Annotated in this window: 23 protein-coding genes; 16 read left to right on the top strand and 7 right to left on the bottom strand. The window is 23.8% G+C overall.

What is annotated here, in order from left to right; all coding sequences use genetic code 4:
- The first annotated feature begins 266 nt into the window (after positions 1–266).
- The 8 genes from rpmH (at position 267) to ACICQF_RS06345 (ending at position 6199) form a co-directional block, all read left to right on the top strand.
- Entirely contained in the window at positions 267–401 is a 135-nt protein-coding gene (rpmH, locus tag ACICQF_RS06380; protein ID WP_174481423.1) for a 50S ribosomal protein L34, read from the top strand.
- A 30-nt stretch (positions 402–431) separates the two neighbouring features.
- Complete coding sequence (gene rnpA, locus ACICQF_RS06375) at positions 432–761, top strand: ribonuclease P protein component (RefSeq protein ID WP_395473208.1); 330 nt, start codon at positions 432–434, stop codon at positions 759–761.
- A gap of 13 nt (positions 762–774) precedes the next feature.
- Positions 775–1956 carry a membrane protein insertase YidC gene (gene yidC / locus ACICQF_RS06370; RefSeq protein WP_395473207.1) on the top strand — a complete coding sequence of 394 codons (1182 nt, stop codon included), beginning with the start codon at positions 775–777 and terminating at the stop codon, positions 1954–1956.
- 182 nt (positions 1957–2138) lie between these two features.
- Entirely contained in the window at positions 2139–2576 is a 438-nt protein-coding gene (locus ACICQF_RS06365; RefSeq protein WP_395473206.1) for a protein jag, read from the top strand.
- A 50-nt stretch (positions 2577–2626) separates the two neighbouring features.
- Entirely contained in the window at positions 2627–3982 is a 1356-nt protein-coding gene (gene mnmE, locus ACICQF_RS06360) for a tRNA uridine-5-carboxymethylaminomethyl(34) synthesis GTPase MnmE (RefSeq protein ID WP_395473205.1), read from the top strand.
- Between the two features lie 17 nt (positions 3983–3999).
- On the top strand, positions 4000–4845 hold the full coding sequence (locus tag ACICQF_RS06355; protein ID WP_342257746.1) for a TatD family hydrolase: 846 nt from the start codon (positions 4000–4002) through the stop codon (positions 4843–4845).
- Positions 4820–5377 carry a DJ-1 family glyoxalase III gene (locus tag ACICQF_RS06350; RefSeq protein ID WP_395473204.1) on the top strand — a complete coding sequence of 186 codons (558 nt, stop codon included), beginning with the start codon at positions 4820–4822 and terminating at the stop codon, positions 5375–5377. The genes ACICQF_RS06355 and ACICQF_RS06350 overlap by 26 nt, the downstream gene beginning before the upstream one ends.
- 228 nt (positions 5378–5605) lie before the next feature.
- Positions 5606–6199, top strand: coding sequence for a lipoprotein (locus ACICQF_RS06345; protein WP_395473203.1), 594 nt, complete (start codon positions 5606–5608; stop codon positions 6197–6199).
- 19 nt (positions 6200–6218) lie between these two features.
- Here the strand turns inward: ACICQF_RS06345 and ACICQF_RS06340 are convergent, their stop codons facing one another.
- Together ACICQF_RS06340 and ACICQF_RS06335 are read right to left on the bottom strand one after the other, a co-directional pair.
- Positions 6219–7169 (bottom strand): IS30 family transposase, encoded by a 951-nt coding sequence (locus tag ACICQF_RS06340; protein ID WP_395473202.1) that lies wholly within the window; start codon positions 7167–7169, stop codon positions 6219–6221.
- Between the two features lie 366 nt (positions 7170–7535).
- Positions 7536–8486, bottom strand: coding sequence for an IS30 family transposase (locus ACICQF_RS06335; RefSeq protein WP_395473201.1), 951 nt, complete (start codon positions 8484–8486; stop codon positions 7536–7538).
- A gap of 40 nt (positions 8487–8526) precedes the next feature.
- On the opposite strand from ACICQF_RS06335, the gene ACICQF_RS06330 reads away from it, so the two are divergent.
- Positions 8527–8655: a hypothetical protein gene (locus tag ACICQF_RS06330; RefSeq protein WP_395473200.1), complete on the top strand. Its 129-nt coding sequence runs from the start codon at positions 8527–8529 to the stop codon at positions 8653–8655.
- A 103-nt stretch (positions 8656–8758) separates the two neighbouring features.
- On the opposite strand, the gene ACICQF_RS06325 is transcribed toward ACICQF_RS06330, so the two are convergent.
- Both ACICQF_RS06325 and ACICQF_RS06320 read right to left on the bottom strand, forming a co-directional pair.
- Positions 8759–9997 (bottom strand): rod shape-determining protein, encoded by a 1239-nt coding sequence (locus tag ACICQF_RS06325; protein ID WP_395473199.1) that lies wholly within the window; start codon positions 9995–9997, stop codon positions 8759–8761.
- Positions 9998–10027: 30 nt separating this feature from the next.
- On the bottom strand, positions 10028–11167 hold the full coding sequence (locus ACICQF_RS06320; RefSeq protein ID WP_395473198.1) for a rod shape-determining protein: 1140 nt from the start codon (positions 11165–11167) through the stop codon (positions 10028–10030).
- Between the two features lie 178 nt (positions 11168–11345).
- Between ACICQF_RS06320 and rsmA the strand changes: the two genes are divergently transcribed.
- The 3 genes from rsmA (at position 11346) to pth (ending at position 14047) form a co-directional block, all read left to right on the top strand.
- Entirely contained in the window at positions 11346–12188 is an 843-nt protein-coding gene (gene rsmA / locus ACICQF_RS06315; protein ID WP_395473197.1) for a 16S rRNA (adenine(1518)-N(6)/adenine(1519)-N(6))-dimethyltransferase RsmA, read from the top strand.
- A gap of 266 nt (positions 12189–12454) precedes the next feature.
- Positions 12455–13462: a ribose-phosphate diphosphokinase gene (locus tag ACICQF_RS06310; RefSeq protein WP_339039261.1), complete on the top strand. Its 1008-nt coding sequence runs from the start codon at positions 12455–12457 to the stop codon at positions 13460–13462.
- 21 nt (positions 13463–13483) lie between these two features.
- Positions 13484–14047, top strand: coding sequence for an aminoacyl-tRNA hydrolase (gene pth / locus ACICQF_RS06305; RefSeq protein ID WP_395473196.1), 564 nt, complete (start codon positions 13484–13486; stop codon positions 14045–14047).
- 19 nt (positions 14048–14066) lie between these two features.
- Here pth and ACICQF_RS06300 read toward each other — a convergent pair whose 3' ends face one another.
- Complete coding sequence (locus ACICQF_RS06300; RefSeq protein WP_252320612.1) at positions 14067–14324, bottom strand: hypothetical protein; 258 nt, start codon at positions 14322–14324, stop codon at positions 14067–14069.
- 125 nt (positions 14325–14449) lie between these two features.
- Between ACICQF_RS06300 and ACICQF_RS06295 the strand changes: the two genes are divergently transcribed.
- From ACICQF_RS06295 to metG, 4 genes are all read left to right on the top strand, one after another.
- A complete protein-coding gene (locus ACICQF_RS06295) occupies positions 14450–16012 on the top strand; it encodes an adenylosuccinate synthase (protein ID WP_395473195.1) in 1563 nt (520 codons plus the stop codon).
- A 2-nt stretch (positions 16013–16014) separates the two neighbouring features.
- Entirely contained in the window at positions 16015–17316 is a 1302-nt protein-coding gene (gene purB / locus ACICQF_RS06290) for an adenylosuccinate lyase (RefSeq protein ID WP_395473194.1), read from the top strand.
- 137 nt (positions 17317–17453) lie between these two features.
- The gene (locus ACICQF_RS06285; protein ID WP_395473193.1) at positions 17454–18209 is read left to right on the top strand and encodes a hypothetical protein; all 756 of its coding nucleotides are present in this window, start codon (positions 17454–17456) and stop codon (positions 18207–18209) included.
- Between the two features lie 100 nt (positions 18210–18309).
- Positions 18310–19893: a methionine--tRNA ligase gene (gene metG / locus ACICQF_RS06280; RefSeq protein ID WP_395473192.1), complete on the top strand. Its 1584-nt coding sequence runs from the start codon at positions 18310–18312 to the stop codon at positions 19891–19893.
- 562 nt (positions 19894–20455) lie between these two features.
- Here the strand turns inward: metG and ACICQF_RS06275 are convergent.
- The gene (locus ACICQF_RS06275) at positions 20456–20977 is read right to left on the bottom strand and encodes a ferritin-like domain-containing protein (RefSeq protein ID WP_174481292.1); all 522 of its coding nucleotides are present in this window, start codon (positions 20975–20977) and stop codon (positions 20456–20458) included.
- A gap of 111 nt (positions 20978–21088) precedes the next feature.
- On the bottom strand, positions 21089–22069 hold the full coding sequence (locus ACICQF_RS06270) for an SGNH/GDSL hydrolase family protein (protein ID WP_395473191.1): 981 nt from the start codon (positions 22067–22069) through the stop codon (positions 21089–21091).
- Positions 22070–22316 lie beyond the last annotated feature (247 nt).

The raw sequence follows: 22316 nt of genomic DNA, 5'->3' as shown, positions 1-22316 counted from the left end.
TTTTAAAAACCTCTTTAATTAATATAATTATTGTGGATAAATTGTGGATTAATGTTGATAACTTTTTTATAATTATAATCTGTATTATACTTTTAAAAAAAATAAAAAAAATAATATTTATTATTTAATATTATAAATGATTTATTTTTTTGTTAAACTAATATTGTTTTTATTAAAAATAAACAGAATAATTTGTTAAGATATAAATATTATGTTAGAATACTCTTAATGATTTTTTATTAGAATTTTAAAAAAAGGAGAAAAAAATGAAACCGACATATCAACCAAGTAAGAGAAAACATCAAAAAACTCATGGTTTTTTTGCAAGAATGAAATCTGCAACAGGGATTAATGTTATTAAAAGAAGACGTCAAAGAGGACGTAAAAAATTAACAGCATAGTTTAAAAAAATAAAATAAGGTGAACAAAATATGGAAAAAAAATACCGCCTTTTGAAAAATCATCATTTTAAATATTTAATTAATGAAGGAAAAAGTATTTCAAATGGTCAATTTTTTATCTATTATATGAATAGAGTAGATTTTGAGACTATACGAGTAGGTGTATCAGTAGGAAAAAAACTAGTTCGTTTTGCTTTTGCACGTAATAAGATTAAACGTCAAGTACGAGGAATGTTAGTAGATATTAAAAAAGATTGACCAGTAGATATAGTAATTATGATTAGAAAAAATTATTTATCTAATACATATGAAGAAAATCTTAGTTCTTTATTACAACTTTTAATGAAAATCCCATTATAGGAGAGTAAAATTAATGCAATATAAAAAGTTTTTATTTCCTGAACAACAGAAAAAAAACGTTTGATTAAAAATAACATGAAAATGAACTAAAATTATTTTAGGGACTTTTTTATTGATGTCAACACTTTGAGGTTGCGGTCAGACTATGGGTGATCCTAATGTTGCAACTAGTGATGTTATTTCAGCTTATGATTTTCAAAAATATAATGTAGCGGCTGTTTTTTTTGAATTACTTATTGGTAACAGTGATGTAGCAAAAAATCACATTTTTCATTTTAATGGTAATAATATTTATGAGTATGGATTTACAGGGATTAGAACATGAAGTGAAGCTTGAACGCAAACTAAATCACCGTTCTTTGGAATGTTTGTTTATCCAATTGCTTGAATCTTAGTTAGTATTTCTGCTGGATTAAGTGGTGGAGTTGATATAAATTCAAAATATTGATCAGTAAGTGTTATTTTTGCTATTATTTTTACAACCTTAATTATTAAACTTATTACATTAGTATTTACTTTTAAAGCCCAACAAAATCAGGAAAAAATGCAATCAGTGCAAATGAAAACTTCCGAAATTCAAGCCAAATATAAACATTCACGTGATCCAAGTGCAAAACAAAAACAACAAATGGAATTAATGGCTATTTATAAAAAAGAAGGAATAAATCCAATGGCTGCTTTTATTCCAATGTTTTTATCACTTCCTTTCTTAACAGCTATGTTTACTGTTATGAAATCAACTAATTTATTAAAAAATACTGTTGTTGGTGCTATTAGTTTAGTTGAACAACCATGAACTATGGTTACCCATGGACAATTTATGTATTTAATAATTATTGTTATATATATACCAACACAATTAGTTTCTATGTTATTACCGATGTTTTTAAATCGTTCACGACAGAAGATTAAAACTAAAGAAGCAAAAGCTGCATTAAAAAAACAAGTTATTATTCAAAGCGTTATGATTTTTATGTTTTTATTTTATGTATGTGTTGCTCCTTCAGGATTAGGCATTTATTGAATTATTTCTGGAATATTACAAATATTTCAAACTCTTGGTTTTCATTACTATAATAAACATAAACGTAGCCGTTATAAAAAAAATGGTACAATTAGTACACCATTTTCAAGTAAGATTAAAAAGATATTTACAAAATCTGAAATAGTTGTTCAACCTAAAAAAAATAAGTAATTTATTATAATGTGGAGAAAAAAAGATGGAAATTAAATCATTTAAAAAAAATATTGATTTAGAAAAAAACTATCAAAAATTTATCCCCCAAGACATTTTATATAAAATTAGGTATAGAAAAACGTTTATTTAAAACCATTACTAAAATTTTTATTTTTAACGAAAATGATGTTAAAAATTATTTGAATGATAAATGACATGATTTATCGGAACTTTTTAATATAAAAAATTATCAAGAAGAAATAATATTAAATGGCAATAAATTTTATATTAATATTAATTGTAAAAATGAAAATTCAATTTTAATTGGCAAAAAAGGTTATACAATTAGTGCTTTACAAAATTTACTTATTACTTATTTAGAAACAAAATTTAAAAGAAACTATCAAATAGTAATAAATGTTAATAATTATTTAAATATTCAAAAACAAAATTTAAAAATTAGAATATATGAAATTATAAAAAAAATAAGAATAAGTAAAGAAATGTTTCATTTTGAATCAATGCCTAATAACCAAAGAAAAATTATACATGAAATAGTTAAAAACATTGAAGGAATATCAAGTTTTTCTGAAGGTATAGGTTATAACCGTCATGTAGTAATTAGATTGGAAAATTAGAGTAATCTAAGATTTTAAATCTTAGATTGTTTAAATGAAAAGAGGAAAAAATGTTAAATGATACTATTACTGCAATTGCAACCGCACCTTTAAATCAAGCAATTAGTATTATTAGAATTTCAGGAAAAGATACTTATGAGCTATTAAATAAGGTTTTTGATAAAGATATTTTAAATCAAAAAGGTCACACTTTAATAACAGGATATATTATTGATCATAATAAGAATAAAATTGATCAAGTTGTTTTGGCATGTTATCGCGCTCCCAAATCTTTTACAGGTGAAGATACAATTGAAATTAATTGTCATGGTGGAGTGCTAATAACACAAAAAATTTCGCAATTATTACTATCTACAGGTATGAGAATGGCAACAAGAGGAGAATTTACAAGAAGAGCTTATTTAAATGATAAAATTGATTTAATTGAAGCAGAAGCTATTAATGATTTAATTATGGCTGAAAATAATACTATTTTAAAAACCGCTATTAATAGTTTAAGTGGTAAAACAAGAATACTAATTGATGAATTATCTTCAGAATTACTAACTTTAATTGCTAATATAACAGTTAATATTGATTATCCTGAATACGATGGGGTTGAGGAAAAAACAATTAATAATGTTATTCCTTTAGTTGAAAAATTTTTAAATAAAATAAAAGTTATTAAAGAACATAGTAAAATTACTAAAACTATAAAAGAGGGAATTAATACAGTTATTATTGGAAAACCTAATGTTGGAAAATCTTCCCTATTAAATGTGCTTTTAAATGAAGATAAAGCTATTGTTTCTAATGAAGAAGGAACAACAAGAGATCTGGTAGAAGGCAAAATTAATTTGGGTGATATTAGTTTAAATTTAATTGATACAGCAGGTATACGTCATACTTTAAATGATATCGAAAAAGCAGGTATTGATAAATCACATAAGGCTTTAAACGAAGCAGATTTAATAATATTAGTACTAGATGGTTCAAAAGATTTAAGTATTGAGGATAAACAATTATTAGAAAAAATAAAACATAAAAATTACCTTATTGCTATTAATAAAACGGATTTAAGGTTAAAATTAAAATTAGACATTAAAAATAATTTTAATGTGGTAAAAGTTAGTGCAATAATGGGCGAAATTGAAAATCTAATTTTAGGAATAAAAAATAAAATTATAACTACTGAAATTAATTTTGATAAAGAATTACTTTTTGCGAATACAAGACAATTAGCATATTTGGATGAAATTGAACTTAGTATTTCAGAAGCATTAAAAGATTTAAAAAAGAATATTTCGATAGACTTAATTATTGTACACTTACAAACTGCATGAAATAAGATTTTAGAAATGCAAGGTAAAAAATTTGAAACTGATTTATTAGATGAAATTTTTAAAAGATTTTGTTTAGGAAAATAAAAAGGAAGGTAAAATATATGGCTAATAATGGAATTTTTGATACTCATTGTCATTTAATGTCAAAACATTATGATGAAACAGAAATATTAAAATTATTAACTGATGCTTATTCAGCAGGTGATAGTATTGGTAGTATTTGTAATGTTGGTTTTGACTTAAATACTAGTAAGCAAGCTGTTAGTCAAATTTATGAATTTGAGAGTGAAGAAAAAATTCCTAATCTTTATGCAGCTGTAGGTATTCATCCAACAGAAGTAAATACTTGCGATAGTAATACTATTTCAGAATTGAAAAAATTAATAGCAACTGGTAAAGTAGTTGCTATTGGTGAAATTGGATTAGATTATTATCATAAATTTACAGAACCACAATTGCAAAAAAAATGATTTATTGAACAACTAAAATTAGCTAAAGAACATAAATTACCCGTATTATTACATATTCGTAATGCTTTTGAAGATGCTTTTGAAATTATTAAAAAAGAAAATATTACTAATGGTGTTCTTCATTGTTTTACGGGAACAAAAGTAATAGCTGAAAAATTTATAAAACAAGGTTTTTATATTTCTTTTGCAGGTAATGTGACATATAAAAATGCTTTGAAGTTACAAGAGGTAGCAAAAAATATACCAATTAATAAAATATTAGTTGAAACAGATGCGCCATATTTAACTCCTGAACCAAAAAGAGGTAAAAATCTCAAAAATGGATTAACAATTAATCATCCAGAAAATATAATATTTACAGTTAATAAAATAGCTGAATTAAAGAAGATCCCAAAACAAAGTATTATTAATGCAATTAGGGAAAATGCTATTAATGTTTTTAAATTAAATAATGAATTGAAAAGAAATAATGAGTAATAATGAGAAGTTTAAAGTAGCCATTTTTTTAGCAACAGGCTATGAAATGGGTGAAGTAATAATTACTATTGATCTATTAAGAAGGGCTAATATTATTATTGATTTAGTAAGTATTGAAAATGACTTAAAAATCAAATCAAGTCATAATGTTTTTATTTTATGTGAAAAGAAAATCAGTGATATTGATTTGTTAAGTTATAAGATGCTAATTTTACCACCCGGTAAAATTAGAGTAGAAAACTTAAGCAAAAATGAATGATTAAAATCAATGTTAGTTATTTTTGCTAAAGATAGTAATAAGTTTATTGCTGCTATTTGTGCAGCACCGCAAATTTTAGGGCAATTAAATTTAATAGATAACAAAAAAATTACGCATTTTCCAGACGCTAATATTGGTTTAAATAAAAGTATTATTTTAGATGAAAAAGTAGTAGTTGATAATAATATTATAACTGGAAAATCAATTGGTGCTGTATTTGAATTCGGTTTAAAGTTAATTGAAGTTTTAGAAAGTAAAGAAATTAGTGAATAAATTAAAAAACTAATTGTTTTTTAATTTGTATTTTTTTATATAAAGTTAAAGTTATTACTTTTAAAATAGTTAATGGCTTATACTTTTTATACAGTTAAAATAATAATTTTAAATATAAAAAATACATTTTAATCGATAAAAAATATTGTTGACATTTAAAAATGTATTTTTTTATTTTTTTTAAAATAATAATATAATAAGTTTATAAAAAAGGTTTTTTTTATAAAAATGAAAAAATGATTAAATATTTTAGGAACGATTGGATTTACAACAGTAAGTACAACAACAATAGTTGCTTGTAAAACATCAGAAAGTATTTTAAGTAAATCATTTGCTTCTAGTTATAATGTTGATGACTTTAGTAATTTAGAAGGTTTTGGTATTAAATATAACGAAGAAAATAATACATATGATTTTGTTTGATCAAAATTAACAGTAGATTTAGCAATTATTATAGTACCAATTAATAATACAGTTCCAGTTCAAAAAATTTCCAAAGATAAAAATATTGAAGTTAAAGAAAATGAATTAGTAGCAATATATTCTGCAGAAGATCAACAAGGTTTAATTATTGGTTCAGAAAATTTTATTACAATTAAAATTAAATTAAATTTATATAAAGGAGTAAAACAAGAAACAAATAAAGTTGAACTAGTAGATCAAACAGTTGAATATGATGTTTCATTAAATTTATTTGTTAAACAAAACTTAAAATTTTTAACAACTCCAACTGTAAATTGTAAAGCAGATATTGATGAATTTAAAACTATTTTAGTAAAAGAATTAATTAAAGACATTGATCATTATTTAGTTAAACGATAAATTGTAAAGGTAAGTGCAACTAAATTATTTTTCTATCCAAATATTCGATTGGTGAAAGATAATTTAATATTTTTCTCGGTCTTTGATTTAAAGACAATATAAATTTATGAACTTCATTTTTATTAGTTTTTGAAAAAATAAATTTTTTAGGAAATTTTTCTCTAATTAAACCATTAGTATTTTCATTAGTACCTCTTTGTCAAGGTGAATATGGATTGGCAAAATAAATTTTTACATCTAAATTTTTTTCAAGTTGTTGTCAATTTGAAAATTCTTTGCCACGATCAAAAGTAATAGTTTTAACAATGTTTTTAGGAAGAATTGATAAATAATAACTGACATTTTTATTAATAACTTTAGTAGTTCTGTTTTTAACTAATATTGCTAAAGTAAATCGTGATACTCTTTCAACTAAAGTTATTAAACATGATTTGCTTTTACCTCGTGATGATACTATAGTATCTCCTTCTCAATGACCAAGTGTTATACGATCATTAACATTTATATCTCGTTCTTTAATTGATTTATCATTAAACTTGCCACGATTTTCTTTAGATTTTAGTTTTTTACCTTTTCTTCTTAAATTTTTACTAGTAACTTTATCAAGCATTCCAAAATAAATTCAAGTATAAATTGTTTTAAAACTAATAACTCACTCTTTATGAAAATTTTTAATTCTGCCATAAATTTGTTCAGGTGATCAACCTAATAGTAATTTTTGTTGTACATATTTTACTAAATTCTTATTTTTAAACTTATGAAAACTAATATGTGATTGTTTTCAATTTTCAGCTTTATTTTGTGCAATTAATGAAAAATAATGATTATTATCTTTATTTCTATTAATTTCTCGAATAATAGTACTAATACTTCGATTAAGATTTTTAGCTATTTCACTAATTTTAAATTTAAATTTCAATTGATTCTCAATATAAATCCTTTCATCTATGCCAAGATGTTTATAACTCATATAAAAACTCCTTACTTTTTTCTAAACTAAATTTAGCATTATGAAATTTTTATATGAGAATTTTTTGCAATTTTATTTACTTGCACTTACAATTATAATTCAGCATTTTTTATTTATAGTAATAATAATAAACTAATATATATGTTTTAAAGACAATTACATTATAAAAATATACAATTTGATTTTTATGTTTTAATAAATTATTTACTTTAATTTTCTTTTGAATCTGATTTTTAAACAAAATATTTATTTTTTGCATTAGATTATCTTTCTCCCATAAGTAGTATAATAATATTATAACATTTTATATTAAAATTTTATATAAAGTAAAAAAGGAGTAATGCTAAATTGTAAAGGTAAGTGCAACTAAATTATTTTTCTATCCAAATATTCGATTGGTGAAAGATAATTTAATATTTTTCTCGGTCTTTGATTTAAAGACAATATAAATTTATGAACTTCATTTTTATTAGTTTTTGAAAAAATAAATTTTTTAGGAAATTTTTCTCTAATTAAACCATTAGTATTTTCATTAGTACCTCTTTGTCAAGGTGAATATGGATTGGCAAAATAAATTTTTACATCTAAATTTTTTTCAAGTTGTTGTCAATTTGAAAATTCTTTGCCACGATCAAAAGTAATATTTTTAACAATGTTTTTAGGAAGAATTGATAAATAATAACTGACATTTTTATTAATAACTTTAGTAGTTCTGTTTTTAACTAATATTGCTAAAGTAAATCGTGATACTCTTTCAACTAAAGTTATTAAACATGATTTGCTTTTACCTCGTGATGATACTATAGTATCTCCTTCTCAATGACCAAGTGTTATACGATCATTAACATTTATATCTCGTTCTTTAATTGATTTACCATTAAACTTGCCACGATTCTCTTGAGATTTTCGTTTTTTACCTTTTCTTCTTAAATTTTTACTAGTAACTTTATCAAGCATTCCAAAATAAATTCAAGTATAAATTGTTTTAAAACTAATAACTCACTCTTTATGAAAATTTTTAATTCTGCCATAAATTTGTTCAGGTGATCAACCTAATAGTAATTTTTGTTGTACATATTTTACTAAATTCTTATTTTTAAACTTATGAAAACTAATATGTGATTGTTTTCAATTTTCAGCTTTATTTTGTGCAATTAATGAAAAATAATGATTATTATCTTTATTTCTATTAATTTCTCGAATAATAGTACTAATACTTCGATTAAGATTTTTAGCTATTTCACTAATTTTAAATTTAAATTTCAATTGATTCTCAATATAAATCCTTTCATCTATGCCAAGATGTTTATAACTCATATAAAAACTCCTTACTTTTTTCTAAACTAAATTTAGCATTATGAAATTTTTATATGAGAATTTTTTGCAATTTTATTTACTTGCATTTACAAGTATAATTCAGCATGTATTAATAATTTTATATGATTTTTATGATATTTTTTTTGAAATATTTAATGATGTATTTTAAGCGTGATTATTAATTTTTTATTTTATATAGTAATTTATTATTTATATAGGTAAAAAATGCACTTCTATAAATTTTAAAAGTGCATTTTATTTAAACTTATTTTTTATCCTAAATCTTCGTCTTTTGTTAGAATTTCGCGGTTAGGATTTTGTTCAGCTATTAATTGTTTGTAAATTGTATCACGATATTTTACACAACCATCAATAACATTATCTAAAGGATTTTGAGCAACACGTACTTCAAAGATATCTCCCTCATATTTTTGACGAATTGGTTTTGTATTTTTTTCAGCTTTAACTTCGATGAAATATTCCTTAGCCAATTCTTCTTTAATAAATTCATCAATTTTTTTAATGTAAGCTCCACCACCACAAATTGTGATTCCCTTACCTTTTTTCTTTAAGTCACTAACACTACCAGCAGCTTTTTCCCCAGAAGTTCTTAGTACTCTACGAATTGATGGAATAACATGTTCTCTAAATTGAACTTGCATTACATTTTCGCGAATTTCTTCTGGTGTAATTTCAATAGTTTTAGAAATTGACATTGTTTCTCCTGGTTGAGAGTCTAATCTAGGTAATGAAACACCTGAAATAGTGTATGGTTTTTCATCTTGATATTTAAGAAGTGAACCGATGTTCTTTTTAACATCTTCTGCTTCTTTAGTACCAATTTTTAAAGCATGCTTTTTAGCTATGTATTCTTGAATTTTTTGTGTTAAATAGTCTCCAGCACAATGTGTTGTATATGAATATAGGATTGAATCGTTGCTAAGTACGGCAATATCAGTACTTCCCCCACCAATATCAACACACATAATTGCAGTTCCAAAAATATCTTGGCCTGAACCTAATGCTGCCATTTTAACTTCTTCTTGAACAAATCCACGAAGTGCTCCTAAACGATGAACTATATTTTCTAGTGCTTCTCTTTGTACTGAATTAATTTCACTTGGTGTTGCCATTAAAACAATTAAATTACGGTTTTTATCAGCTTGTTTTGAATCTTTAATTTCAAGTTTAAAATCTTGAAAAATTTTAGCAAGGATACGTTGTAAAGCATCTGGATCAGCAATATTACCATCACGAACTGGACGCTTAATAACAACATTTTCATTTGTTTTATCAATTAAAGCTTTAGCTTCTTCACCATAAAGAATAACATTTTTTTCATAGTCTTCAGCAAGATAAGTTGGAGCATCATATGTAAGTCCAATGTTAACATACCTTGCTTTAAAGTTTTCTGTTCCGACATCTAAAGCTAATCATTGGTAGTCATTAATAGACTTAATATTACTTTTTTTATTTAAGTTTTCTTTGGGTTTTTTATCAAATAATCCCATTTTTTTTCCTCCTTCTACACACCTGGAATTTTAATTACTTGGTCTAATGAATCCTTTTTCATATACATCTTGTTTATGAGTTTCATAGGCTTGAGTTCCTCTAATTACACACTCTCTTGGATTATTAGCAGATACCACATGTTCTAAATTTAGTCGTTTTTTTAGATAAGTTGTAATATTTTCAAGCAAAGCACCCCCACCAGTGATAGTTAAACCGTCTTTCATAATCATTTCTGAAAAGGCAGGTCCAGCTTTATCGATAATGTCACTACATAGTGCAACAATTGGTTCAAAGGCTTCGGTAACTACTCTAGCTGCTTCTTGCTTAGGAACTGTAATTTGTTCAGGTTTTTTAGTTTTAGTACTTTTTCCATGGATAGTAATTTTATTTTCACTATCTTTTTCACCATCTATTCAAATACCAGCACTAATTTTTGTTTTTTCAGCCTCCATTGAGCTAAGAGATATATAGTGCATTTTCTCAAAATGTTCTTTAATATTACGTTCAATAGCATTTCCAGCAATTGGAATTGAATCTTGAACAATAACTTCTCCACTTGATAAAATGGCACAGTCAGAAGTTCCACCACCAATATCAAGAATAAATACTCCTGAAGCATCTCAAAGTGCTTCCCCAGCACCAATAGCTGCCAATTTTACTTCAGGAACAATAACAACTTTTTCAGCTTTCATTACGCTTTCATTACTTTCATTATATCTCTTAGGAAATTTATCGCTATAAATTGGAATTTTAGCTACTTTTTTTCCTTGTAGAATTTCACGTAAAACAGTTCTATCTAATTTATAAACCTTAGATGGAATAGCTACAAGCGCTACTGAATTTTCTCAAATTTTTTCAGCTTTCACATCAATAATTTGTGTAAAAATTTCAGTTAATAAAGCAATCAAAGCATTATTGTCACTAATAACACCATTATCCATTGGTTCTCTGAAAATTTTATTCGCTGGAGTTTTTTCTTTCATTAATAAAGCGGCTTCACCAATGAATACTTCTCCGTTTTCTGTATCAAATACAATTGCTGATGGTTGACTATAAACAACCCTTCCATTAACTCTGACAATTAAATTTCTTGTTCCTAAATCTAGAGAAACAATATTAACGTCTTGGTTATTGTGTCCGTCATTAGCAACCTCTATTTTTGTTGCCATATAAAAATCATCTCCTTTTCCCACTCAAATTAATATTTATTTATTAAGTTGATATATGTTAATATTACCACATGTAGATTTGCTAGTAGTAAATTTAGCATATATGATTAGTTGGCTAACTATTTGTTTAATTATTACTAGTATATAATTAACTAAAAATGTGAATTGGAGAATAATAATGGAAAATCCAAAAAAAATATTGAAAAAATACGACTTACATGCAGTTAAAAAGTTTGGACAAAACTTTTTAATTAATAATAATATAATTGATAAAATTGTTAAAACTAGTAATTTTAAAGATGAAGATGGCATTGTTGAAATTGGAGCGGGCATTGGTCATTTAACCAATAAATTACTCAGCACTGCGCAAAAAGTTGTAACAATTGAAATTGACAAAAAATTAATTCCTGTTTTAGAAAAAGAGTTAAATGAATACAAAAATTTAAAAATTATAAATGATGATTTTTTAAATTTAGATTTAAAAAAAATCATTAATGAAGAATTTGCAATAAATCAAAAAATTCATGTAATTGCAAATTTGCCTTATTATATTACTTCACAAATTGTTTTAAAATTATTAGAAAATATTGAATTATTTGATTCATTTACATTAATGATGCAAAAAGAAGTTGCACAAAGATTTTGTGCTAAACCTAAAACTAAAGTATATAATAATCTTTCTGTTATGTGTCAATTTTATTGTGATGTTAAAATTATTTTTGATGTTAGTCCTAATAATTTTACTCCGATACCTAATGTCACAAGTAGTGTTGTTTATTTTAAAGTAAATCCTAAATTTCAACTTGATGAACCACAATTATTTTGAAAATTTGTAAGAAGTTGCTTTGTTAATAAGAGAAAAACATTAGTTAACAATTTGGGTATTTATTTAAATAGCAAAGAAAAAGCCGTTAATTTAATTAACGACTTATCTTGATCATTAACAATAAGATCTGAAGAATTAACATTTTCAATGTTTTATCAGTTATTTACTATTATTAATAATAAATACCTTTCATAATAATTATTAAAATTAATGATATTAGAATGTGGATAATAAGTATATAAAACACCTCAGCAATAATCCTTGTTTATTAATAAACATATTTTTAAATATTTATTATCCGTTAACTATTATAATGATTTTATTTTTTCTTGCAAAAGATATAACTTTTTATTAATTATTTTTAATTAATAGTCTTTAAATTTAATATACTTAAATTGTAATAAACATTGTATAATGAAATTATAATTATAATTTTTTAGAAACATGTAAAGGAGGATTTAATGAATAATGTAGAAAACATTGTAGTTTTTGGTTTAAGTGCTAGTCAAAAATTTACACAAGAAGTTTGTAAAAAACTTAATATTGAACCTGGAAAAGCAGAAATCAGTCGTTTTGCTGATGGTGAATTTAACATTCAATCTATAACATCAGTACGAGGGAAAGTGGTATATATTATCCAATCAACTTCGCCGCCAACTAATGATAATTTAATGGAATTATTAATTTTTGTTGATGCTTTAGTTCGTGCATCTGCTGCTAAAATTCATGTAGTAATTCCTTATTTTGGTTATGCTCGTCAAGATCGAAAACAAGGTGGTAGACAACCTATTACTTGTAAACTTGTTGCAAATTTATTAACTGTTGCGGGTGTTGATCGTGTTATTACTGTTGATTTACATTCACCACAAGAACAAGGATTTTTTGATGTTCCTGTTGATGATTTACGAGCAACTCAAGATTTAGCATCTTATTTAATTGAAGAAAATTTAACTAATTTAGTTGTTGTATCTCCAGATCATGGTGGTGTTACTCGTGCTCGAAGATTAGGTAATTATTTAAGTGTACCTTTGGCAATTATTGATAAAAGAAGAACAACTCCTAATCAAAGTCAAGTTAAGTTTGTACTAGGAGATGTTAAAGAAAAGAATGCTATTATTATTGATGATATGATTGATACAGGTGGTACTATTATTAATGCAGCAAAAGCTATTAAAGAACATGGTGCAAAATCAGTTTATATTTTAGCTACTCATGGTATTTTTAGTGGGCAAGCTTCAAAAAATTTGAAACAATCTGTTATTGATGGAATTATTAAGGAAGTTGTTATTACTAATACTATTGAAATTTCTGAAGAAAAAAAATTTAACGGCTTAAAAATTATTTCAATTGCTGATTTTATTGCAAAAATGATTGATGCTTCAATTAATAATAAATCATTAACAAAAGTTTATGATGATAAAACAAATGAATTAATAAAAAAAATTAATAATAAAAATAGTAAAAAATAATAAAGAGGAAATTTAAAGTAGATGAAATTAGTTATTGGATTAGGAAACCCAGGTAAAGAGTATGAATTGACACGTCATAATATTGGTTTTATTATTATTAATATGATTTGTGAAACATTACAATTAAAAATTAATCAAACTAAATTTAATGGTCAATATGTTAAAACTGTTGTTAATGGCACTGATGTTATTTTTTTAAAACCATTAACTTTTATGAACTTATCAGGTTTTTGTGTTTCAAATTTTATGAATTATTTTAAAATTAAAATTGAAAATGTGTTAATTATTCACGATGAAGTTGATTTAAATTTTGGTCAATGTCAATACAAACAAAAATTTAGTGCTTCTGGTCATAATGGAATTAAAAGTATTTTTAATCAAATTGGTAGTAAAGATTTTCAAAGATTAAGAATTGGTGTTGGTAAAAATCCTAATTTTAACACGGCTGATTGAGTTTTGAGTAAGTTTAGTAATGATGAGTTAAAGAATATAAACGATCATAAACAATTTTTTGTAGAAAGCATTAGTAGTTGAATTACTGATAGTAAATTTGAAAATATTATGAATAAATATAATAAAAAATAATTAATATATTATAAAAATATTAAAGAATATTTTCATTTTTATGTTTTCTACATAAGTAAACATAAAGTTGTGTTTCTTTTTCTTTTTTAATTTTTTCTAATTCTTTTTTTATTTCTTCAATTAATAAAATATCATTTTGTGTTTGCTGATATTGATTTATTTCATTTATTTTTTCAAGTTTTGCTTCTAGTAATTTCTGCTTACAAATAGGACAAAGTTTGTCAAAATCATCATTATTATCATTTTGAAAACTGTCATTATCAAAATTTCATTTCATTTTTTAAGTTTCCTTTACTAGTTTATTTTTAATAACAATATTTTGATAATCATTATTAAATAATTATATAATATAATTAATTTATAAATTTATAAATACTTTTTTTTGAGTATAAAGGAGACAATATGAAAGCAAAAAAAAATATAATCAAACCAACAATAGAAAAGGCAAAAACTCAAGTTGAACAACTTAATAAAACTATTAAACCAAAAGTTAAAGATGTAAAAAAAGCAACTAAAGTAAAAACGCAATCAATAAAAACTGACACTCTTAAGCCAATCGTTAATAAGATGAAAGTAGATTTTGAAAAGTCAAAACATATAATAAAAGAAGAAAATCAAAAAATTACTAATAAAATTGTTAATACTAAAAATATTTTAATATCAAAAATTGATCAACCAAAACCATTTAAAACTACTTCTATTATTGGTTGTCAATGAGGTGATGAAGGAAAAGGCAAAATAACTGACTATTATAGTCAAAATTCTGATGTTATTGTTCGTTGAAGTGGTGGTGATAATGCCGGACATACAATTGTTTTTGATCATCAAAAATATAAATTAAGTATTATTCCTTCTGGTATCTTTAATAAAGATTCATATTGTGTTATTGCTAATGGTTGTGTTGTTAATCCAGAAAAATTAGTTTCTGAAATTGAATATTTAAAAGCTGCTGGTTTTAGTTGTCAAAATTTACGAATTTCTGATCGTGCTCATATTATTTTACCTTATCATTTAGCATTTGATGAATATGAAGAAAAAATTAAGGGTGATAAAACTATTGGCACTACTAAAAAAGGAATTGGACCTTGTTATGCTGATAAAGTTAATCGGATTGGAATTCGAATGGGCGATTTATTAGATAAGGAACGACTATTAGAATTGATTATTGATAATTTGTTAATTAAAAATAAAATATTAAAAAATGTTTATGGATATGAAAAAGAATTTAATGCGCAAACAATATATAATCGTTTATTAGAATTATTACCATACTTTAAAGATTTAATTATTGATACTGGTCAATTTTTAAATGAACAATTAGTTAGAAATAAAAAGATATTATTTGAAGGAGCACAAGGTACTTTATTAGATTTAGATCATGGTACATATCCTTTTGTAACATCTTCTAATCCAAGTGCTAGTTCAATTGCTATTGGTTCAGGTATTTCTTTAAAAGCAATTAATGAAATTATTGGTGTAACTAAAGCATACAGTACAAGAGTTGGTGCTGGTGCGTTTCCTAGTGAAGTTTTTGGTAAATGAGCAGATTATATTCGTATGACTGGTAATGAATATGGCACAGTTTCAAAAAGACCAAGAAGAATTGGATGATTTGATGCAGTTATTGCTAAGTATAGTGCACAAATTAATGGATTTACTAGTTTAGCTGTTATGTTGTTAGACGTGCTTACTGGTATTGAAACATTAAGCATTTGTACGCATTATACTTTAAATGGCGAAATAATTAGATACATACCTTCTCAAATTAATAACTTTAATAAATGTCAACCACATTTTATTACTATGCCTGGCTGAAATGAAGATATTACTAATATTACTAGTTATGATGAATTACCAGAAAATGCTAAAAATTATTTAAAAAAAATTAGTGAGTTGGTGGGTGTTCCAATTAGAATATTTTCTGTTGGTCCAGATCGTAAACAAACTATATTTATTAAGGAGTAAAAATGATTGAACGTTACGAAACAAAAGCAATGACTAATATTTGAAATATGAAAAATCGTTTAAACTTATGAATGAATTTTCAAATTGATGTTTGTGAATCATTACAACATTTAAATATAATTCCTTTTAAAGATTTTCAATTAATTAAAAAAAATGCTAAGTTAGATATTGAATTAATGAATAAATTAGAATTAGAAACTAAACATGATGTAGTTGCGTTTACTAGAATGTTAAGTGCTAACTTAAAAACTGAAAGTCGTTGAATTCATTATGGTTTAACTTCAACTGATATGGTTGATAGTGTCCAAAATCTACAAATAAAATTTTCAAATGAAATTATTGAAAAAACTTTAATTACTTTACAATTTAAATTAAAAGAGTTAGCGTTTAAATATAAAAATCAATTAGTAATTGGTCGCAGTCATGGTATTTTTGGTGAACCAACTTCATTAGGATTAAAATTTGCTTTATGATACGATGAAATAAATAGACAGTTAGTAAGGTTGGAGTTGGCAAGAAAACAAGTTGAAGTTATTAAAATTATGGGTGCTATGGGTAATTTTGTTCATATTTCGCCAAAAGTTAGTGAATTTATTGCCAAAAAATGAAAAATGGAAGTTGACAGTTGTGCTACGCAGGTAGTACAACGTGATCGTTTGATTTTTTTAATTACACAATTAAGTTCAATTGCTACAACAATTGAAAAAATAGCTTTAGAAATTCGTTTGAGTCAACGTAGCGAAGTTAATGAACTTTTAGAGGGATTTTCTATTTCACAAAAAGGTTCAAGTTCAATGCCACATAAAAAAAATCCAATTGGTTCTGAAAATATTTGTGGTTTAGCAAGATTAGTTCGAAGTTATAATAGTATAGTATATGAGAATAATTTATTATGGTATGAACGTGATATCTCTCATAGTTCTAATGAACGCATTATGTTACCTGATATTTATCATATATTAGATTTTATTATTAATAGAATGACAAATATTTTAGATAATTTAGTAATTAATACTAGTGCCATGGCAAATAATATTGCTAAAGCTAATGAACTTTATTTTTCACAAGTAGTTTTATTGGCTATTATTAAAAACAATCCAAAAATAACACGTGAAATTGCTTATGATTTTATTCAAAAATGCACTTTAGAAGCACAAAATAAAATGATTAATTTTAAAGATGTATTAATAAAGAATAATATTAATCAATATTTAACTAGTGAACAGTTAAATGAATGTTGTAATAATAATATTTTTTTAATAAATGTTGATTATATTTTTAAAAAAGTTTTTAAAGATAAATAATGTTTAATATTAAATTTAATTAGCATTTAATTTATTAATTTTTGTTTTTTTATTTTATCTAATAATCGATAAAAATAAAAGATTAAGAAAATATTGTAATTAGTCACTAGATTATATAAGTTTAAGGAGTAAAAATTATGAAGAAATACAAAATCGATAATAGTTTTCCTTTTATAGATCAAGATTTTAATTTTATTACAAGCTATGATAGTGAAGAACACTTTTATGATGTTTTAGATGATCGATACTTAAAAGATAATGGAGAAATAGATATTAATTTATTAAAAAAGAAAATTAATAAAATAAAAATAATATTATATTATATTAATAATAAGAAATATAAATGTGAAAAAACATTGCAGTCAAATATTAAAAAACAATCTATATTTCTTTCTTATAATATAAATAGTATTAAAAAGTTAGAAATTTTCGAAAAACAAAAAACAAGTAAAATTTTTAAATTTAAGAATAAATTAGTTAAGTTTTTAACTTTTGGTTATTATAATTTTGAAAAAAAACGAATTAACAAAATAGTATGTGAAAAAGTTAATATAAGTAATCAAAAAGAAGAATTGAAAAAGGTTGGATTAAAAATTTTAAAACTTAATAATATTTTAGAAAAAATAGAAAAAGAAAAAAGAAGACAATGAGAAAAAAATGATCTTTTGAGACATTGATATGATTTTGCAAGTTCAAGAAAATTACAAAATCAACCATTAATGAGTAACGGTAATCAGTATTTACCAGTAAATAATTATGATAATGAAAAAAGTAGTATTATTTCACACGTAAATAGTGATTATCAGTTTTACTTAAACGTTGATATATATGCTGTTAACTCTGATAATGGTTTTAATGAAAATCAATATCAACAAAAATGTTCGATTTTATAAAAAAATAAAAATTAATAAAATATTATTAATTTAAATAAGTATTACAATAAATAATACTATTTTAATGTAAAATTATAATTATTAAATTTAGGAGCAAATAATGACAAAAAAATTTTATATTACTACCCCTATTTATTATCCTAGTGCTAAATTACACTTGGGACATTCTTATACAACAATTATTGCTGATGTTTTAGCTCGCTATAAGAAAATGCAAGGTTATGAAGTATTCTTTTTAACTGGAAGTGATGAACATGGTCAAAAAATTGCTAAAAAGGCGGATGAAAATAAACAAACTCCACAAAAATTTGTTGATGATATTGTTGTTGGGTTTAAGAATTTATGAAAAAACTTAAATATTGATTATGATAAATTTATTAGAACAACTAATAAAAATCATATTTTAAGTGTTCAGAAAATATTTAGCAAATTATTAAAACAAAATGATATTTATTTGGGAAAATATGAAGGGTCATATTGTATTTCTTGTGAAGAATTTTTGACAGATAGTCAAATTAATAAAATTAATAATACATGTAAAATATGTCAAGGTAATATTACTACTTTATCAGAACCATCATATTTTTTAAAATTGGAAAAATATACTAAACAATTATTAAAATATTATGATGAACATCCATTATTTTTATGACCACTTAATCGTAAAACGGAAATGATTAATAATTTTATTACGCCAGGTTTAGAAAATTTAAGTGTTACTAGAACGAGTTTTACTTGAGGGGTACCAGTATTAGAAGATCCAAAACATGTTATTTATGTTTGAATTGATGCATTAAGTAATTATTTAACAGGATTAGGTTATTTACAAGATGATGACATTAATTTTAAAAAATTTTGACTAGATTCAAATTGTGAAATTGTGAATTTAGTTGGTAAAGAAATTAGTCGTTTTCATATGATTTATTGGCCAATTTTATTAATGGCATTAAACTTGAGACAGCCAAATCGAATTTTGGCCCACGGTTGAATTACTAATGAAGAAGGAAAAATGTCAAAATCAAAATGTAATGTTATTGATCCTTTAGTATTAGTAAATCGTTATGGTACAGATGGATTACGGTTTTTTTTAATGAAAGAAATTATTATTGGTCATGATGCAAAATATAGTCATGAATTATTTTTAAATTGTTATAACTCTTATCTTGTTAATGATTTAGGTAATTTGCTTTCGCGAACAGTTACAATGATCATTAAATATTGTGATGGTAAAATTCCCAAAGTTAATTTAAATAAGTTACAACCAGAAGCAATAGAAATAATTAAAATTATTAAAAGTACTATTAATGATTTTAATATTGAAATGGATGAGTCTCAAATTCATGAAGCAATTAATGTCGTTTTTAAATTAATAACTAGTGGTAATAAATTAATTGATTTAACAAAACCATGAGATTTACATAAAAATAATAAAACTATTGAATTACATAATATTTTAAATTTATTAGCAAATATTTTAATTATTAGTAGTGCTTTATTAAGTCCAATTTTGGTTAATAGTTCATTAAAAATTCATGAACAATTGGGTGTCTTAAAAATTACTAAACCAATAGTCAATATCAACTTGAATGAAGTTTTTAATAAATCTGTTAATAAAAAAGAGTTATTATTTCCAAGATTAAATATTGAAGATGAATTATCATTTTTAAACAATGCATTTAAATAAAATATAAGAGTTATTAAAAAAATGCCAGTTATAGATAATAAATATCCAATTCATTTTGTATGAATTGGAGAAATACCAATTACTGTAAGAAATAATAGAAAATGCAATTAGAGAAAAAAAGGAAAAAAAATAGGAGTCTTTAAGAACAATTAATCAATCAAAATTAGTAAGTATTGAAATCCAAACCGAAATAAATGAAGAAAATGAGAAACCTAGTTGACAAGATCAAAAAATTGAAGAACAAAAAATTAAAAATAAATTAAATTAAGAAGAAATAAAATTAACATCTTTAAATGAAGTATGAAAATTAATAAGTACTGAAATTCCAGAGTTACAGCAACCTTTATCAGAACAATCAAAAAATGCAAACAAACAAAAATGAGAGAATAGGGGCTTAATAGAATCTCAATTACCTTTGGAAACAAAAGCAGAAATATTAACTGCAGTTTAAACTATCAAGTAGAAGAAAAACAAAAAAATACAACAAATTTTTATAAAAAAAATAAAAAATGTATAATTTTTTTATACATTTTTGGTGAAAATTAATAGTTAAATATGAAATTTATTCGGGTTCATAAAATGGAACAATAACTTTTAAAGTATCTGGCTCTTCAGTTTTTAGTAAACGTTTGTCAATTTTATAAAGGTTACTATTAGACATTGCAATTCAATCCAATAAGTCTTTTTCATAAGCAATTTCTTCATAGAAATCAATTAAGAATCAGTCATAAAATTTCGCAGTTAAATTATCATTATTTTCACGAGCACTTTTAACAAGTTTATTAGTAAAATCAAGTAATTCTTCTTTAGTAGATTTTAATTTTTTTAATGCTTCTTCAATGTTTTTTGTAGTAAAAGTTGGAACTTTAATGTCTTTAATTTCAACTTGAGCATCTTGATCCATTAAATAGTTACAAATTTTACGAATATGAACAACAGCATCAGCTGCTTCTACTTGGAAGAAGCGTGCAAACCCAGGATATCCTTTTTGATTTGCATCATTACTTAATTTAAAACTAAGCATTTGATATTTTAGATGTTCACTAATATAATCATTTAGATCATCGTTAATCTTTTTAATCATTAAATACACCTTCTTTCTTGGCTTTATATGTATTATACTACTTTAATACTATATATATTAAAATAAATTAAGAATAAAAATATTGTTAATTAATTGTTTGTGTTACATTTTTTATGAAGTAAGTTCAGTGAATAGTTCAAGACCAATTTGCTCATTTGCTCATTTATTTGGATGAACATAATCAAAGAAAAAATTATTATTAATAGTTTCTGGAGTTGTTCCATCAATATATCTTGGATTTAAATTTAAAGCTAAACCGGGAATTGATCATTTTATTGATTCATTAGTAATATTTTTTCCTATTTCTTGTGCTTCAGATAATAAATCACTAAAATTAGTTTCTAAGTCAAACGGTCTGATATTAATATCAGAATTATTTTTCATTAATTCAGTAATTTTATCATTTCATTTGTTATTATATTCATTTGATAAGTGGTTTGCTACTTCTTTAACAGATTTTTTTTCATTAACATATTTTGGAATATTACTAATGTTAGGCACATTGGCAATTATTAAATTTTGAGCACCAGCATTAATTAATGTATCAACAGTTTCAAACTCAGTTGTTATTGCATTATTAATAATTGACTCTTGTTTTGCTGTTGAATTTTCATCCATAGCAGAAAGCAGATCATTACCACCTATTTCAATAAAAATATCATCATTTTTTTGTATTTTATGATCTTTTAATAATTGATTAGCTTGGTGGTCAATAGAATAATGATTTAAGAATAATTGATATTCTCAACTATGATTTTGTCCAGCTTGTGCTCCACCTACAGCATAGTTATTACCTTTTTGATATCAAGCTGGTAATAGTTCTGTTCCTAGTTTTTTCGCTAAAATACTAGCAGCAACATCGCCATTAGTAAATGAATTATGATAAAAAGGTTCTTGAAATTTAACTTTATCTATATTTCAAGTATCATAAGTAAAAATATTAGCTAAATTACCATTATCTGATAAACTGTCACCAAGGACATATAATTGTGATTTCAAACTTATTGGTTCATTAAAATGTTTTGCTATCATTTCATTTCCAGCAGTTAAAGTTATTGCTGTCAGAGTGATATTTATTAAAAATGTTTTCATTTGATAAATTCCTTTTCTCATTAAAAATTTAAATATGAAGGTAATTTTTAAAAGAAAACTATATTCTCTTTTAAAAATTAATAACTTAACTTAATAGTAAGTTATTACCTTCATATTACCATATTAGTAGTAATGAGTAAATAAGGTTTTATTACAAAAATAAAAATTGATTTTAAAGAATGATTATATAAAATTAATTATTTATTAAATTTAATGCCATTTTTAAGAATAATTTTATGTCAATATC

The organism is Spiroplasma endosymbiont of Nomada rufipes (assembly GCF_964277355.1).
GTDB lineage: Bacteria > Bacillota_I > Bacilli_A > Mycoplasmatales > VBWQ01 > Spiroplasma_E.
Note: the sequence above shows the minus strand (reverse complement) of the source record. Positions and strands in the feature narration are given on the sequence as shown.